This is a genomic window from Methylocystis sp. NC52PC, from assembly GCF_055698645.1.
Genome location: NZ_CP170127.1, coordinates 1,446,694 through 1,461,518 on the forward strand (window position 1 = coordinate 1,446,694; position 14,825 = coordinate 1,461,518).

Here is a 14,825-nt window from a genome sequence, read left to right on the forward strand (position 1 = left end):
TCCGCCGCCGGGCGCCGGAGGGGCCCCTGATGCTTACCGTCGACGAGAAGCTCACGGGCTGGCGCTTCCTGCTGTTCAACGTCGCCGTCGCCGTCGGCAACGTCATCGCCCTTTCGAATGTGCCGGGTTACACGGTGCTCGTGCCCTATGCGGCCGGGAGCCTGCAGGGCGTCAATCCGAGCTTCGGCACCTGGGGCACCACCGACCACATGATGGGCGTCGTCCTGGGCCTGCCGCTCGCGCGCTGGCTCGCGGGGCGCTATGGCGACTACCGGGTCTACTGCTGGGCCTTCGTCGCCTATGCGGTCTTTTCCTTCGCCTGCGCCACGAGCGAAACCATCTGGTTCTTCGTGCCGATGCGCTTCCTGCTCGGGCTGGCGGGCGGGATCATCCTGCCGCTCGGGCAGACGCTCGTCTTGACCGAGCTTCCCGAGAAATATCGCGTTTACGGGGTCGCCTGGTGGGGGGTGCTCAGCATGGCGCCCTTCACGCTGGGCGTCTTCATGGGCGGTTTCTGGGCGGAGTATGTCGACTGGCGGATGCTGTTTTACTCGAACATCATTCTGGGCTTGCCCATCGCCGGTCTGGTTTTCGCGCTGTTCTACGGCCGCCCTGTCAAGCGCAGAATCGTGCGCTTCGACGCGGTCGGCTTTGCGCTGATCGCCGTCACCCTCGTCGGCGTGCAGACCATTCTCAATCAGGGCAACGATTTCGACTGGTTCGGCTCGGCCGTTCTCGGCGCGGTCATGGTCGTCGTGGTCATCGCCTTTCCGGCCTTCATTCTGTGGGAGCTCGGCGAGCGCAATCCGGCGCTCGACGTCAGGCTGTTTCGCCACCGCAATTACGCGGTCGCGACCTTCTGCTCAGTCGCCGGCTTTCTCGTCATTCAGGGCACATTGTCGGTCTTCGTCGGGCAATTGCAGACGCTGCTCGGCTATACCTCCTCGCTCGCCGGCCTCGTCTATCTCACCATGGCCGTCTTCGCCGCGCCCGTCGTCTCGGTCGTGCACCTGCTCACGAAGCACATCGAGCTGCGCTATCTCGCGAGCCTCAATTTCATCGGCTTCGCGGTGACGCTGACCTGGCTCGGCGAATATGACAAGGTCGCCTCCTTCGACCAGATCACGGCGCCGATGCTGTTCTTCGGCTTTTTCCTCGCCACCTTCTTCGCGCCGCCCGCCGCGATCGCCGTGCAGGGGCTCCCCGGCAAAAAGCTCATTCGCGCGGCGGAGGAGCTCGCCATGCTGCGCACGGCTTTCGGCGCCTATGGCATCACCTCGCAGGCCGTCGTGCAATTTCGTCGCGCGCCGTTTCATCAGCTGGGCATGGCGGATCAGTTGGGCGGCCGCCGTTTCCCGTCGCTCGACGTTCTGGGCGCGCTCATGAGCAAGCTGCAGGATCTCGGCATGAGCGAAGCGGTGTCGCGGCTGCAGGTTTCGCGGTTGATGCGGCAGCAGTCGCTGCTGCTCGCCCTCGATGACGCCTTCTATTTCGGCGCCTTCATTTTCGTCTGCCTTGCCGCCATCATCTGGTTCGCGCGGCCCACGCATCTCGACAAGCCTGCGAAAAAGCCCACCCTCACCGAGCTCGAAGCCGAGGAGTTGATGGAGCAGCCGTGAATCGCGTCGCTGCTTCCGTCTCGCCGCGCGCCGCGCGCGCGCGCGTCACGACCGCACGTCGGAGGTCTCGAGCGCTTTCTCGACCTGTTCTTCCCGCGCCACGGCGCTGTCGTCTTGCGGCAGCAGGTGTCGGGGCAGGAAATAGCGGTTGGCGATGAGCGTGGGAACGACCGCGGTGCCGATGATGGCGGCGACGAGGGTCGAATATTGCGCCTGGTCGATGATGTTGTTGGAGAGCCCGAACAGCGCCGAAATTGTCCCGAAGGTGAGGCCCGACGCCATGAGCAGCGTCGTATACATCGCATCCTTATGCGGCGCGTCGAAGCGCCGCGCCACCGGATAGACGCTTGCGACCTTGGCGCCGATCTCCACGGCAAGAAAGATCACCACGCCGACCGGCGCGGCGATCACGGCGGGCAGCGACACGAAATAGCCGGCGCGAATGAAATAGAAAGGCGTCAGCAGGCCGATCGTGATGGTCCGCAAGCGTCGGACGAGGGCGCTGTCGCGGCCGACGCTGCCGGCGAGCGCCATGCCGATGAGATAGGCCGGCAGCACCGCTTCGCTCCCCGCCCATTTCGCCAGCGCCCCGAGGCCCAACAGCGCGAAAAGCAGGAATTTTGCTTCGAACTCGGAGGGTCGGCCGCCGAATCGCGCGAAAGCGATGGGCGTGATTTTCGGCAGACAGATAAAGGCCCCCGCCAGAGCGGCGACGAACAGCAACGTCTTCCAGGTGAAGGGCGCAAAGACGAGGCCGAGCGTCACCACCGTGCCGAGATCGGTGATGAAACAGGCGGCGAGAATCGTCTTGCCATAATCCGTGCGGTTGAAGCCATATTCCATCATCACCGTGTAGACGACGGCGACGGACGTGGCGGCGAGCGCGATCCCGGCGAGCAAAGCGGGCGACGAGTCCCAGCCGAGCAGAAAATGCGCCGCCGCGAAGCAGGCGACGGAAGGGACGAGGAAGCTCGCGCCGCCGATGGCGGCCGCCTCCTTCCATTTGCGTCTGAAGACGTTTGGATCGAGCTCCGCGCCGGCGAGAAAGGTCAGGAGAATCGCGCCGACGCCCGCCAGCGTCTTCACCCAGGGCTCCTGAACGGCGAAAATCCATTCATAGCCGATGAGGCCGAGAAGGGCCTGCGCGCAAAGTCCGACACTAATCTCGACGAGCGCCGTCGACAGGCGAAAGCGATGCGCGATCAGGCCCGCGAGGAGCGCGAGCCCGAAAACAAACGCCGCCTGCGCCCAGATCGAAGTCATGGCGGGTGTGCTCCTTGCCGGGTCTAGCGGACGTCGTCCGCCGCGGCCTTCGCCCGCCCCGGCCCTTCCCGCGCGGGGGAGGGAAGGGCGCGCGACCAGCGGCGGCGCTTACTTCACGCCGAGCAGTTCGACGTCGAAAATGAGCCAGGAGTTGGCGGGGATGGCGTTGCCCATGGCGCGGGCGCCATAGCCGAGCTCGGGGGGAATGATGAGCGTGCGCTTGCCGCCGACTTTCATGGTTTCGACGCCTTCGTCCCAGCCCTTGATGACCTGGCCCATGCCGAGCGGGAATTCGAAGGGCTCGCCGCGGTCGCGGGAACTGTCGAATTTCTTGCCCTTCGCGCCGTTCACATAGAGCCAGCCGGTGTAATGCACGGTGACCGTCTGGCCGACTTTCGGCGAAGCGCCGGAGCCCGGCTTTACGTCGATATATTTCAGACCGTCTGCGGTCAGCGTCGTTTCGGGCTCGGCGCGCAGCGCCGTCGGCGCGAGGGCGAGGCCCGCGGCGGCGGCGACAAAAGCGGCGGCGAACGTCTTTTTGACCATGCGCATATTCTTCCTCCCGTTCATTCAGGCGAAAATGCCGTTGTCGCGGGCGAGCTGCAGCAGATTTTTCTGCGGCCGCGCGCCGACATGAGAGATGATTTCCGCCGCCGCCATCGCGCCGAGCGCGGCGCTCGTCTGATGCGGCAGTCCCCTCGCGTAGCCGGTGAGGAACCCTGCGGCGAAAAGATCGCCGGCGCCGGTCGTGTCGACGACTTCATCGACCGGAAAGGCCGGCGCCGCGATGAGCCTGTCGCCATTGGCGACGACGCAGCCTTTCTCGGAGCGCGTCACCACGCCGAGCAGCCCCGGTTCGGCGCGCAGCGCCGCGACGGCCGTGTCGAAATCGGCGGTTTCGTAAAGCGCGTGCAATTCGCTCTCATTGGCGAAGAGAATGTCGACCACGCGCTCCCGGACGAGCGACAGAAACTCGGCCCGATAGCGGCCGACGCAGAATGAGTCGGAAAGAGTCAGCGCCACCTTGCGCCCATTGGCCCGCGAGACCTTCGCCGCGCGCAGAAACGCTTCCTTGGCCCCCGGCGGATCCCAGAGATAGCCCTCCATGTAGAGGACGCTTGCCGCCGCGACCGCCTTTTCGTCGATGTCGTCGGGCCCCAGCGCCTGACAGGCGCCGAGGAAGGTGTTCATGGTGCGCTGGCCGTCGGGCGTCACGAAGATCAGGCAGCGCGCCGTCGCCGCGCCGTCCGTCGCCGGCGGCGTGTCGAAGGCGACGCCCGCCTTGCGAATGTCATGGGTGAATTCCTGGCCGGCCGCGTCCGCCTTGACTTTGCCGACAAAGCCGGCGCGCCCGCCGAGGCTGGCGATCCCCGCCATCGTATTCGCCGCCGAGCCGCCGGAGATAACCGTCGTCGGCCCCATCAGTTCATAGAGCTGGTCCGCGCGCGCCTCGTCCACGAGCGCCATGGAGCCCTTGATGAGCCCGGCGGAGACAAGGAGGTCGTCCTCGGCGCGGGAAATCGTGTCGACGATGGCGTTGCCAATGCCGAGGACGTCGAGGGAAGCTGACATGAGAAAACACACCCGCGCTGGAAGCCGCGCCGCAATCGGTCGAACGGCCAAAAAAATGAAGCGCGGGCTTCCTAACATCCCTCCCCACAAATAAACAGAGGCGCCGCTGGCCGCGCCTCCTCGAACGCTTCCCGGGCTGCAGGCGTCAGTTCGTCGTCACACGGAACCCGACCCGCACTTCCTGCGACGTGATGTCCCTGGTCATGGGGGGGACATAGACGCCCTGGGGCGTATAGGCCGGAAGGCCCGTATATTTCCCGGCGTTGAGGTAGCGGTAGCCGACGTCGACCTTGAAATTCTGGGTGACGTCGTAGCTCACGCCGGCCATGACGTTCCAGGCGAACTGCCAGGAGGTTCTGGTCTCCCAGGTGTTCCAGTTCGTCAGGTTGAAGGGAAGCTGGATGGGGTAGGACGCGCCATTCGGGTAGAGCCAAACGGCAGGGTAGCCCGCTGGGAGGGTGAGGTCTGGCCCCCACAGACCTCCGTCGGCGTTTCTGAAATAGCCCACGCTCGACGAGGCGGAGCCATAGGTCATGCCGACGCCGGCGCCGACATAGGGCGTGAAGCCCCACAAATGGCCGAGGTCCAGATAAGCGTTGGCGAGAACGCTCGTGCGGCTGAGGGTGGCCTGGCTGTATTGCGAACAGGTGTCGTTTGGATTGGCAAGGACGCCGACGGGAGCTCCGCTCACCGGGTCGTTGAGGCCAACCATCTGATAGGGGCACCAGTATTGGCCGGTCACAGCGGCCTTGCGAAAGACGCTGCGGTCGATGGTGACGTCGGCGCGCAGCCAGTCGTTGAATTGATAGCCGCCGCCGAGACCGCCCGAGACCAGGGTCTGATTGGCGAGCGGCGCGAAATAGGCGGAAAGCGAGGGAACATGAACCTGCTGGATGCCGACGTCGCCGCGCAGATACCAGTTCGAGCCCCATTCGACCGCCTCCTCCGGCAGCTCCGGCGCCTCGGGGAGGGCGAAGAGATCGGCGGCCTGGCTTTCGGGCGCGAAGACGCTGAGGAGCGCGGCGAGGAGCGTCGCGCGGGCGCGCAAAAACTGGGGGAACATGGTCTCTTCCTTGCTGACGCCGGCTCGCGCGGCCACGTGGCGCGGCGATGAAGGAAGAATGAGCGATTATGCTTAATGCGCGCTTAACATGCTGAAATGGTTAGCGTTCGTCGCCGACGCCCGCTCTCGGACGCCGGCTAAGTTCAAGTCCGATCGGGTGATTTCGTTCTTTAGAACTTCACCGCCGAGAGCACGATCTCAATCGCCAGCACATAGAGCGACGCCGTCACGAAGGCCGGAATCGGCCGCAGCGACACATGGCGCAGCAGGAAGGCGTACATGAACACGATCCAGACGATGATCGGAAACAGCAGGAAGCGGGCCAGACGATCGGTCGGCAGCGGCGGCGGCAGGGCGACGCCGACGATGACGTGCAGGATGATGTAGGCGAGCGCAGCGATGGCGCCCATGATCGCCATTGCGGTGAGCGTCTTGACGAATTTTTCCTCCTGCTTGAGGTAGCGCAGGAGATAGAAGGTCGCGCCATAGAGAACGGCCGCGGTGGCGACGCCGTAGAAGATGCTGGCGAGAAGGGAGTGCGAGAAAAACTGCGCCCCCGTCTGCAGCACGACATAGGCCGCGAGCGCCCCTTTCATGAGTTGCTGCGACTCCGGCAACGATAGTTGCGACGCCTCGAGATTGAGCATCTTGAAGACCGTCTGGGCCGTCTGATCTTTTACGAGCGGGATATTGAGCGCCATTTCGAGAGCGTCCTCTGGTGCCGGCCCGCCGTCGGCGGCCGCAAAACAAGCGAAAAGCCGCAGCCTCCGGGATAGAGCGCCCGGAAAGCGCGACCGATTGTCGCCTCTCTAACATGCTTTGGCGCGGGGCGGAAACGGCTCGTTGTCGGCTGCGGGGAAGGCCGCCGCTCAGGCGAGCCGCGTCAGCCAGTCGTCGCGGGCGATGGTCTCGACGATTTTGCGGGCCGCTTCCGCCCAGGAAACCCTGAGCGCCTGCGCCGGATCGGCCCGCCGCGCGCCGGAGAGAAAGTCTTCGATCGCCGCCGCGAGCGCCATCGGGTCGTTGACCCGAAAATACAGCGCGCCGTCGCGCCCCACCTCGCGAAACACCGGGATGTCGCTGCAGATGACCGCGCGTCCGCGCAGCGCCGCCTCCACGATCGGCAGGCCGAAGCCCTCCGCATAGGAGGGCAGGATCAGCGCGCGGCTGTGGTCGTAGAGGTAGGAGAGCTCTCCGTCGCCGACGTCGTCGAACCAGAACAGCCGGCCGCCCCGCTCGGGGTGGCCCAGAATCTCGGCGACGACCGCCTCCTCCAGCCATCCGCGCCGGCCGACGATGACCAGCCGCGCCTCGACGCCCCGCGCCCACAGCGCCTCGAAAGCTTTGAGCGCGACCCGGTGGCCCTTGCGCGGCTCGATCGTGCCGACCATCAGAAACACCGGCGTCTCGCCGCAGACGGCCTGAGCGATCTTCGGACGCGGGTTCTCGGCTGAAGGCGCGGCGAGATCGGCGCCGCACTGGAACCAGCCGATCTTGAGCCCCGGGCGATGCGGCAGCCGCTTCTCGGCGACGAAAGCCGCAAGCTCCTCCGCGACGGTGCGCGAAATCGCGAGGAAGGCGTCGCTTTCGACAAGCGCGCGGCGCAGCCAGGCTCGATAGCGCGGCGGCGTCACCTCGTGACAGGCGTAAGGGTGCAATTCCGGGATGAGGTCGAAGATGCAGGTGACGATTTCGCCGCCCTCGCCCCGTATTCGGTCGAAGATGGGCGCAAGCTCGTCGAAGGCGTTCCAGCTGTCGGCGAGGGTGAGGAAACGGTCGCCGGGTTCGATCGCGATTTCGACGTCGGGTCCGGTCTCGGCGCCGCCGAGCTTGGCCGTGAAGGCGTTCGCCGAATAGAGGCGGCCGCCCTCGCAGCGCACGGCGCGGGCGGGAATGTCGAACCCGCCTCCGCTATGGCAGGCCCGGGCCACTTCCTTGACGACGCGCTGAATTCCCGTCCCGCCGTCGAATTTCGCCGTGGTGGTGACGTCGAGCAGCAGGCGGCGCGCCGGCAGCGGGGCCGTTGCGGCGACGGGGGTCGACGCCGGGGCCGGGGCTGCGGGGGCGGCGGCCTGCGGCTGCTTCTTTCGAAACGGCGCGAGGAACCGCGCGCCCGCTTGGGCGATCTTGCGTTCGATCGGCAGCAGGACATCATAGAGGCGACCGGCGACCGAGTAGATCAGCCGCTGCCGTTCATGGGTGAGGTGCAGGGCCTCGCGGCGCAAATGCTCGAGCTGGAATTCGAGCAGCCGGATGCGCGCGCGCCTGTCGTCTTCGGGCGTAGCGCCGGGATCGTTCACGAAGGCGTCCCCGGCCGTGCGAATTCGGCGCGCCATTCGTCGAGAAGGGCGCCCAAAGTCTGTTCGATGGAGTAGGTCGGCCGCCAGCCGGTGGCCGCGGCGATGCGCGAGGCGTCGCAGGCGACGCGGGCGATATCCGTCGACGAGGGGCGCAGCAGCGCAGGATCGACCTCGACCTCGAAGGGCCGCCGCGCCATCAGGCGCAGCATCTCCAGAAGCGCGGCGATGGTCCGCGCCTCGCCGCTGCCGATGTTGAACACCGACACGCGGTCGGGGAGTTCGCGGGCCTCGGCGACGAGCCGCATATAGGCGTCCACGACGTCGCGCACGTCGAGAAAGTCGCGCGCCTTCGAAAGGTCGCCGACCTTCATGCGCGGTTCCGCGACCCCCGCTTCAATAGCGGCGATCTGCGCGGCGAAGGAAGCGAGGACGAAACTGCGGCTGCGCTGACCGGGTCCGGAATGATTGACCGGGCGCGCGATCACGAGCCGCGCCCGCGGCCCCAGCACATCGGCCATGGCGCTTTCCGCCGCGGCCTTGGAGCGGCTGTAGACGTCCATCGGGCGCAGCGGCGCGTCTTCGTTGAGAACGCCGTCGCGGAAGCTCGAACCGTAGGCCATGGCCGTCGAGCAAAACAGCACGACCGCCTGCGGCGCATGGCGGGCGACGGCCGCCGCAAGGCCGAAGGCCCCATGGAAATTGACCCGCCAGGTCTGTTCGGGGGCCCCGGCCGCCTGTCCGATCGAGGCCTGTCCGGCGAGATGGAGCACGAGATCGGGCGCGAGATCGGCGATGAGGCGGTCGATCGCGTCCTCGTCGAGAAGATCGGCGACGGCGACGGAAAAGTCGGGACGCGCGCCGCTTTCGCCCGGCCGCATCAGCATGACGCGGCGGGCGTCGGGATAGGCGTCCGCCAGTCGGGCGGCGAGATGCGCGCCGACGAAGCCGGAGCCGCCCGTCAGCAGAATGCGCTCATAGGCCGCCATGCCGGGCGCTCCCAAGATTTAGGATTCGCGCCGCAGCCGCTCGAGATCGGCGTCCACCATCTCGCGGATCATCTGATCGAGGGTGATTTCCGGGGCCCAGCCCAGAACCTTGCGCGCCTTGCTCGAGTCGCCGAGCAGCACGTCGACCTCCGCCGGGCGGAAGAAGGCGGGATCGATGACGAGATGCTTTTCCATGTCGAGGCCGGCGTGATCGAAGGCGATGCGGCACATGTCGCGCACCGTCGTCGTCACGCCCGTCGCCACCACATAGTCGTCGGGCTTCTCCTGCTGCAACATCATCCACATGGCGCGGACATAGTCCTTGGCGTGGCCCCAGTCGCGCTTGGCGTCGATGTTGCCGAGCCGCAGCTCGCTCGCCTGGCCGAGCTTGATCTGCGCCACGCCGCGCGTGACCTTGCGGGTGACGAATTCGACGCCGCGCAGCGGGCTCTCATGATTGAAGAGAATGCCGGAAGAGGCGTGCAGGCCGAAGCTCTCGCGATAATTCACCGTGATCCAGTGGCCGTAAACCTTGGCGACGGCGTAGGGCGAGCGCGGATAGAAGGGCGTCTTCTCGTTCTGCATCGGCTCCTGAATGAGCCCATACATCTCCGAAGAGGAGGCCTGATAGAAGCGCGCGCCCGGCGCGCCGAGCCGCATGGCCTCGAGCATGTTGGTCACGCCCACGGCGGTGACATTGGCGGTCAGGATCGGCTGGCGCCAGGAGGAGGCGACATAGGACTGCGCGGCGAGATTGTAGATTTCATCGGGACGGACGTCCTCGATGGTGCGCAGGAGACTCGACAGGTCGATGAGGTCGGCGTCGTGCAGATGCAGCTTGCCGCTGATCCCGAGCCAGCGCAGACGGTGGTCCTCGACGCCGCGATGCGACGAGCGGCGGACCACGCCATGCACTTCATAGCCCTTTTCGAGCAGAAATTGCGAAAGATAGGCGCCATCCTGCCCGGTAACGCCAGTTACAAGCGCGCGCTTGGTCATCAATCGTCCTTGTCCAATGGTGTGATCGAAGGCTCTACTGAAAAGGTCCCCCCGAGGCAAGCCAGGGCGGGGCATGGTCAAGCTCAAGCGGCAAAAGAAAAGCCGCCGGAAACTCCGGCGGCTGCTCGTCTTAATAACTAAGGCACAGTCAGTAAAGAGATTTCTTCACTTCTTTCTCGGGTGCGGGCAACTTGCCCTCCGGCGTCGCCTTGTCGATGGCGACGGGGAGATATTCGGCGAGAAGATCGCGGGCCTTGTTGAAGTCGATCCCGGTCGCCTCGGCCAGTTTCTTGAGCTTTTCGACGCCGACGGCCTGGCCGACCTCGATGCTGCTGATGGCCTGGTTCTGGCCGGTCGAAATCCACGACTCAACCTGCTGCTTGTAGCCGCCGTCCCTGAATTTCTTGACGACGGCGTCGAGGCCGCCTTCCTTCTCGACGTAATCCTTGATGAGGTTCAACGCTTCTGCGCCAATGACGCCGCCCACGATTCCCTTGAACCAGCTCATGCGAAATCCTCCAGACTCTAACAGAGACGGCGCTCCGCCGCAGAAACACAGATAGGGGGCAGGCTGTGCCCCTACAATAAGCCCGGCGGCGCTTTTTTCGCTTCGCAGGCTTTTCAGAAAAGCGGATCGCCGGCCTCTTGCCGCCAGCGCAAAATTCCCTCCCAGATCTCCCGGGCCGTCTCGGCGTACCAGAACAGATCGCGGTCTTCCGGCGCGATGACGCCTTCCTCGACGAGAAAGTCGGGATCGAAGACGGCGCGCCAATAGGCTTCGCCGACGAGGATAATCGGCAGGGGCTTCATCACCCGGGTCTGGGCGAGGGTGAGGGTCTCGAACAATTCGTCGAGCGTCCCGAAACCGCCGGGAAAAGCGACCAGCGCCCGCGCCCGCAGCACGAAATGCAGCTTGCGCATGGCGAAGTAGTGAAAGCGAAAACAAAGCTCCGGCGTCAGATAGGGGTTGGGGAACTGCTCGTGCGGCAGCGTAATGTTGAAGCCCGCCGTCTCCGCGCCGACGTCGTAGGCGCCCCGATTCGCCGCCTCCATGATGCCGGGCCCGCCGCCGGTGACCACCGCGAGCCGGCCGCCGTCCGGCAATTGGCCGGAGGCGCCGACGATCCGCCCGAATTCGCGGGCGACGTCGTAATAATGCGCCTTGCCGGCGATGCGCTCGGCGATCTTCAGGCGCCGCGCCGCTTCCGGATCGTCGGGGGCGGCGGCCGCGAGGCTGCGCGCCGCGTCGAGCCGGGCCTGCGCCGCCTTGGGCTCCACGATCCGGGTCGATCCGAAGACGACAATGGCGTCGGTGACGCCGTGCTGGCGCAACAGCAGCTCGGCTTTGAGATAGTCGAGCTCCAGTCGCGGGCCGCGGGCGTCGTCGCTCGTGAGGAAGTCAATGTCCGAATCCGCTACGCGGTAAGCGGGGCTGGCGAGCAGCGTCGCCACGCGCGCGGCGGCCTGAGGATCCTCGTAAACCGGCTTGGGGCGCTGATCGGGCAAAGGCTCGCGGCGGCGCAGCGGATCGGCCGGGCGCTTCGCAGGACCCTTCTTTTCGTCTTTGAGACTCATCCAGGCGCCTTTCTTTATTTCCCGCGCCGCGAGGGTTATAGACGGCCTGAACGCCAGTCGCGGCGGTTTTTAAGAGGACCAAAGGGCAAAAGACGATGGCCGGGCATAGTCAGTTCAAGAACATTATGCACAAGAAGGGCAAGCAGGACGCGATCCGCTCCAAGCTCTTCTCCAAGCTCGCCCGCGAAATCACCGTCGCCGCCAAGACGGGCCTGCCCGATCCCAACATGAACGCCCGCCTGCGCGCCGCGGTTCTCGCGGCCAAGGCGGAGAACATGCCCAAGGACAATATCGAGCGCGCGATCAAGAAGGCCTCCGGCGCCGACGCCGAGACCTACGACGAAGTGCGCTACGAGGGCTATGCGCCGGGCGGCGTCGCCGTCATCATCGAGGCCTTGACCGACAACCGCAACCGCACCGCCGGCGAGGTGCGCTCCTATTTCACCAAGGCGGGCGGCGCGCTCGCGGAGACGGGCGCGGTTTCCTTCATGTTCGACCGTGTCGGGATGATCGAGTTCGACAAGAAGGTCGCCTCCGAGGACGCCATGATGGAGGCCGCGATCGACGCCGGCGCCGACGACGTCTCGGCGACGGAGGAGGCGCATGAGATCATCACCTCGGTGGAGACGCTGCGCGAGGTCGCCAAGGCGCTCGAGGAGAAATTCGGCGAGCCGAAGAAGGCGGCGCTGGTCTGGCGTCCGCAGAACACGATCAAGGTCGACGACGAGTCGGGCGAAAAGATCTTGAAGCTCGTCGGCACGCTCGAGGACAATGACGACGTGCAGAACGTCTACGCCAATTTCGAAATCTCGGACGCGCTGATGGCCAAGCTCGCGGGGTGAGGTTTCAGGCGCCGTCTTACGAGGCTGGGTCCCATACCTCCCCTTTACGGGGAGGTCGGCGGCCGCAGGCCGCGGGGTGGGGTCCGCGCCGCTTGTGTTGCGACAGGGGCTTTGACCTCGCCCGACCTCGCCTGACGACGGCCCGAGCGAATCGATGCAGGTGAAACGCGGCTATCATCACGGTTCGCTCAAGCAGGCGCTGGTCGACGCGGGCGTCGAGCTTCTCGCGGAAGGCGGCCCCGCGGCCTTGACCCTCACCGAAGCCGCGCGGCGCGCCGGCGTCACGCCCGCGGCCCCCTATCGCCATTTCTCCGGCCGCGACGCGCTGCTCGCCGAAATCGCCCGGCAGGGCTTCGAAACCTTCGGAGACAAGATCGAGGCCGCCTGGAACGAGGGCCGTCCCGACGCGCGAACGGCGATGCGCGCCATGTGCGCCGCCTATCTGGCCTTCGCCCGCGAGGAGACCGGGCTTTACGCCGCCATGTTCGGCCAAGCGGCGACGCTCGCCGATCCGCAGGCCGGCGGCGCCGCCGATCATGCGCTGGAAATCCTGTGGCGCGCGGTTGTCGCCTGGCTGCAGCAGGCCGGCGCCCCGGCGCAGGGGGCGCGCCATGTGGCGCTGCAGATCTGGGCGCTCGCCCATGGCGTCGCCATGTTGACGATCTCCGGGCATTTCGATGCTGCGAAGACGGCCGACCCCATGATGGTGCTGGAGGGCGCGGTCGAGGGGGTGATGGCGGCGGCGGTCGGGAGAACCGCGGGGACGCGATAGTTCTCGTCGAAAATTGGCCATGCCCCGAGGCGCGTCGCTCCGGCGAGAGGCGTTCACTCTGTTGGGGCAGATCGGGGCTCTGCCAGGCCGCTACGCCGCCATGGAGCTCCTTGACGCGATAGCCATGCTGGAGAAGCGCCAGCGCAGCGGTGGCGTCGAGGCTGCGCCAGCCGTCCCAGCAGTAGAGGACGATCAGCTTGTCTTTCGGGGCGCCAAGGCGGCGCTTTCGGCGGAACGGCTGCGGGCGCCCTCTACTTGTCGCAGGGTTCCTCATTGGGAGCCTCCGCCATGCTCACGCTCTACTATCACCCCGGCGCCTGCTCGCTCGCCGCCCACATCGCCCTCGAATGGATCGGCGCGCCCTACGCCACGAAGGAAGTCGAATTCGGCGACAAGGAATATCTGAAGATCAACCCCGCCGGGGCCGTGCCCGCGCTCGACGACGGGTCGGGCTGGATCCTGACCCAGGACGCCGCGATCCTGCGTTACCTCGCCCATCGCCACCGCCAGGCAAGGCTTGCAGTCGAGGGCGGCGACAAGGAGCAGGCGGAAGCCGACCGCTGGAGCTTTTTCATCACCGGCGACCTGCACCCGGCCTTCTTCCCGCTCTTCGTGCCGAATCGCTATACGCGGGCGCGGGAGAAGGAGGCCTTCGACGATATCCGCGAGGCGGCGAAGGCGCTTGCGCACAAGAAATTCCTGCTCGTCGACGCGCAGTTGACCGGGAAGCGCTTTTTCCTGGGCGACAAGCGCAGCTATCTCGACGCCTATGTCTTCCCGATGGAGCGCTGGGCGCAGACGCTGCTCGACGACGGGCTTTCCGCCTTTCCGGCCGTGCGCGCCCATCACGACATGATGGCGGCCGACCCGGCGGTGCAGCGGGTTCTCGCCGCCGAAGGCGCCTAAAGCGGTTTGGCGCCCCCGCGCGGTCGGTTAACATCGCGCCCTGACGAACTTTTCGGGGAGGGGGACGTGGGGCGGTTCGACAATAAGGTCGCGCTGGTCACGGGCGCGGCGCGGGGGCTCGGCCGCGTCACCGCGCTGGCTTTTGCGCGAGAGGGCGCCAAAGTCGCGGTGGCCGATATCGACGAAGCCGGCGGGGCGGAGACGCTTTCCATGATCCGCGCCGTCGGCGGCGCGGGCGTCTTCATCCGCGCCGACGTGCGCATCGAGCGGGAGGTCGAGGCGATGGTGGCGGAGACGGCCCGCGCCTTCGGCCGCCTCGACTGCGCCGTGAACAACGCCGGCGTGGTGCGCTTTCAGCCGATCGTCGACGAGACGGCGGAGGGCTTCGACTTCCATCTCGACGTCAATCTGCGCGGCGTCTTCTTCTGCATGAAGCACGAGATCCGGCAGATGCGCAAAAACGGCGGCGGCGCCATCGTCAATCAGTCGTCGATCACGGGAAGCCTCACCGGCAATCCGGGCGAGGGCGCCTATGCGGCGAGCAAGGGCGGGGTCGACGGGCTCACCAAGACCGTCGCGCTCGAGGTCGCCAAGGACAATATCAGCGTCAACGCCATCTGCGCCTGCGGCATCGACGCGCCGGGCGACGTGTTTCACCAATGGATGGAGAAGGAGGGGATTACGCCCGAAGCCGCCGGCAGGCTCTTCCCGATCGGCCGCATGGGCCGCGCCGAGGAGCTGACGGAGGCGGCGCTGTTCCTTTCCTCCGAACAGGCGCGCTTCATTATCGGCCACCTGCTCGTCGTCGACGGCGGCTGGATCGCGCGATAGAACCGGCGGAAGCGCGCCAACTCGCCGCTTGATTCTGGCGCCCGCCTCCCGTAACGTCTGCGCGTCAAGATAGTGGGGCGCGATGCGCGGTCTTCTC

General features: G+C 66.2%; 15 protein-coding genes and 1 pseudogene. 5 read left to right on the forward strand and 11 right to left on the reverse strand.

The window, feature by feature from the left end; translation table 11 throughout:
- The first annotated feature begins 29 nt into the window (after positions 1 to 29).
- On the forward strand, positions 30 to 1,619 hold the full coding sequence (locus ACETII_RS08875) for an MFS transporter (RefSeq protein ID WP_472787800.1): 1,590 nt from the start codon (positions 30 to 32) through the stop codon (positions 1,617 to 1,619).
- A gap of 45 nt (positions 1,620 to 1,664) precedes the next feature.
- Here ACETII_RS08875 and ACETII_RS08880 read toward each other — a convergent pair whose 3' ends face one another.
- The 10 genes from ACETII_RS08880 to ACETII_RS08925 form a co-directional block, all read right to left on the reverse strand.
- A complete protein-coding gene (locus ACETII_RS08880; RefSeq protein WP_472787801.1) occupies positions 1,665 to 2,882 on the reverse strand; it encodes a cation:proton antiporter in 1,218 nt (405 codons plus the stop codon).
- A gap of 108 nt (positions 2,883 to 2,990) precedes the next feature.
- On the reverse strand, positions 2,991 to 3,434 hold the full coding sequence (locus tag ACETII_RS08885) for an FKBP-type peptidyl-prolyl cis-trans isomerase (RefSeq protein ID WP_472787802.1): 444 nt from the start codon (positions 3,432 to 3,434) through the stop codon (positions 2,991 to 2,993).
- A gap of 18 nt (positions 3,435 to 3,452) precedes the next feature.
- Positions 3,453 to 4,454, reverse strand: coding sequence for an adenosine kinase (locus tag ACETII_RS08890; RefSeq protein WP_472787803.1), 1,002 nt, complete (start codon positions 4,452 to 4,454; stop codon positions 3,453 to 3,455).
- A 145-nt stretch (positions 4,455 to 4,599) separates the two neighbouring features.
- Positions 4,600 to 5,517 (reverse strand): outer membrane protein, encoded by a 918-nt coding sequence (locus ACETII_RS08895; RefSeq protein ID WP_472787804.1) that lies wholly within the window; start codon positions 5,515 to 5,517, stop codon positions 4,600 to 4,602.
- A gap of 170 nt (positions 5,518 to 5,687) precedes the next feature.
- Entirely contained in the window at positions 5,688 to 6,218 is a 531-nt protein-coding gene (locus tag ACETII_RS08900; protein ID WP_363350739.1) for a hypothetical protein, read from the reverse strand.
- 168 nt (positions 6,219 to 6,386) lie between these two features.
- Positions 6,387 to 7,817, reverse strand: coding sequence for a glycosyltransferase family 4 protein (locus ACETII_RS08905; protein WP_472787805.1), 1,431 nt, complete (start codon positions 7,815 to 7,817; stop codon positions 6,387 to 6,389).
- On the reverse strand, positions 7,814 to 8,803 hold the full coding sequence (locus tag ACETII_RS08910) for an NAD-dependent epimerase/dehydratase family protein (protein ID WP_472787806.1): 990 nt from the start codon (positions 8,801 to 8,803) through the stop codon (positions 7,814 to 7,816). Before ACETII_RS08910 ends, ACETII_RS08905 begins: the two co-directional genes overlap by 4 nt.
- 18 nt (positions 8,804 to 8,821) lie before the next feature.
- Complete coding sequence (gmd, locus tag ACETII_RS08915) at positions 8,822 to 9,802, reverse strand: GDP-mannose 4,6-dehydratase (protein WP_363350745.1); 981 nt, start codon at positions 9,800 to 9,802, stop codon at positions 8,822 to 8,824.
- 148 nt (positions 9,803 to 9,950) lie between these two features.
- Positions 9,951 to 10,502 carry a YidB family protein gene (locus tag ACETII_RS08920; protein WP_472788142.1) on the reverse strand — a complete coding sequence of 184 codons (552 nt, stop codon included), beginning with the start codon at positions 10,500 to 10,502 and terminating at the stop codon, positions 9,951 to 9,953.
- The gene (locus ACETII_RS08925; RefSeq protein WP_472787807.1) at positions 10,424 to 11,377 is read right to left on the reverse strand and encodes an LOG family protein; all 954 of its coding nucleotides are present in this window, start codon (positions 11,375 to 11,377) and stop codon (positions 10,424 to 10,426) included. The genes ACETII_RS08920 and ACETII_RS08925 overlap by 79 nt, the downstream gene beginning before the upstream one ends.
- Positions 11,378 to 11,472: 95 nt before the next feature.
- Here ACETII_RS08925 and ACETII_RS08930 point away from each other — a divergent pair, with 95 nt between their 5' ends.
- Complete coding sequence (locus ACETII_RS08930) at positions 11,473 to 12,219, forward strand: YebC/PmpR family DNA-binding transcriptional regulator (protein ID WP_472787808.1); 747 nt, start codon at positions 11,473 to 11,475, stop codon at positions 12,217 to 12,219.
- A 154-nt stretch (positions 12,220 to 12,373) separates the two neighbouring features.
- The gene (locus ACETII_RS08935) at positions 12,374 to 12,991 is read left to right on the forward strand and encodes a TetR/AcrR family transcriptional regulator (RefSeq protein WP_363350753.1); all 618 of its coding nucleotides are present in this window, start codon (positions 12,374 to 12,376) and stop codon (positions 12,989 to 12,991) included.
- A gap of 88 nt (positions 12,992 to 13,079) precedes the next feature.
- Here the strand turns inward: ACETII_RS08935 and ACETII_RS08940 are convergent.
- A pseudogene (locus ACETII_RS08940) lies at positions 13,080 to 13,265 on the reverse strand (rhodanese-like domain-containing protein); the annotation flags it as partial.
- A gap of 14 nt (positions 13,266 to 13,279) precedes the next feature.
- Here ACETII_RS08940 and ACETII_RS08945 point away from each other — a divergent pair.
- Both ACETII_RS08945 and ACETII_RS08950 read left to right on the forward strand, forming a co-directional pair.
- A complete protein-coding gene (locus ACETII_RS08945) occupies positions 13,280 to 13,897 on the forward strand; it encodes a glutathione S-transferase family protein (protein WP_472787809.1) in 618 nt (205 codons plus the stop codon).
- Positions 13,898 to 13,963: 66 nt separating this feature from the next.
- On the forward strand, positions 13,964 to 14,728 hold the full coding sequence (locus ACETII_RS08950) for an SDR family oxidoreductase (protein WP_472787810.1): 765 nt from the start codon (positions 13,964 to 13,966) through the stop codon (positions 14,726 to 14,728).
- Positions 14,729 to 14,825 lie beyond the last annotated feature (97 nt).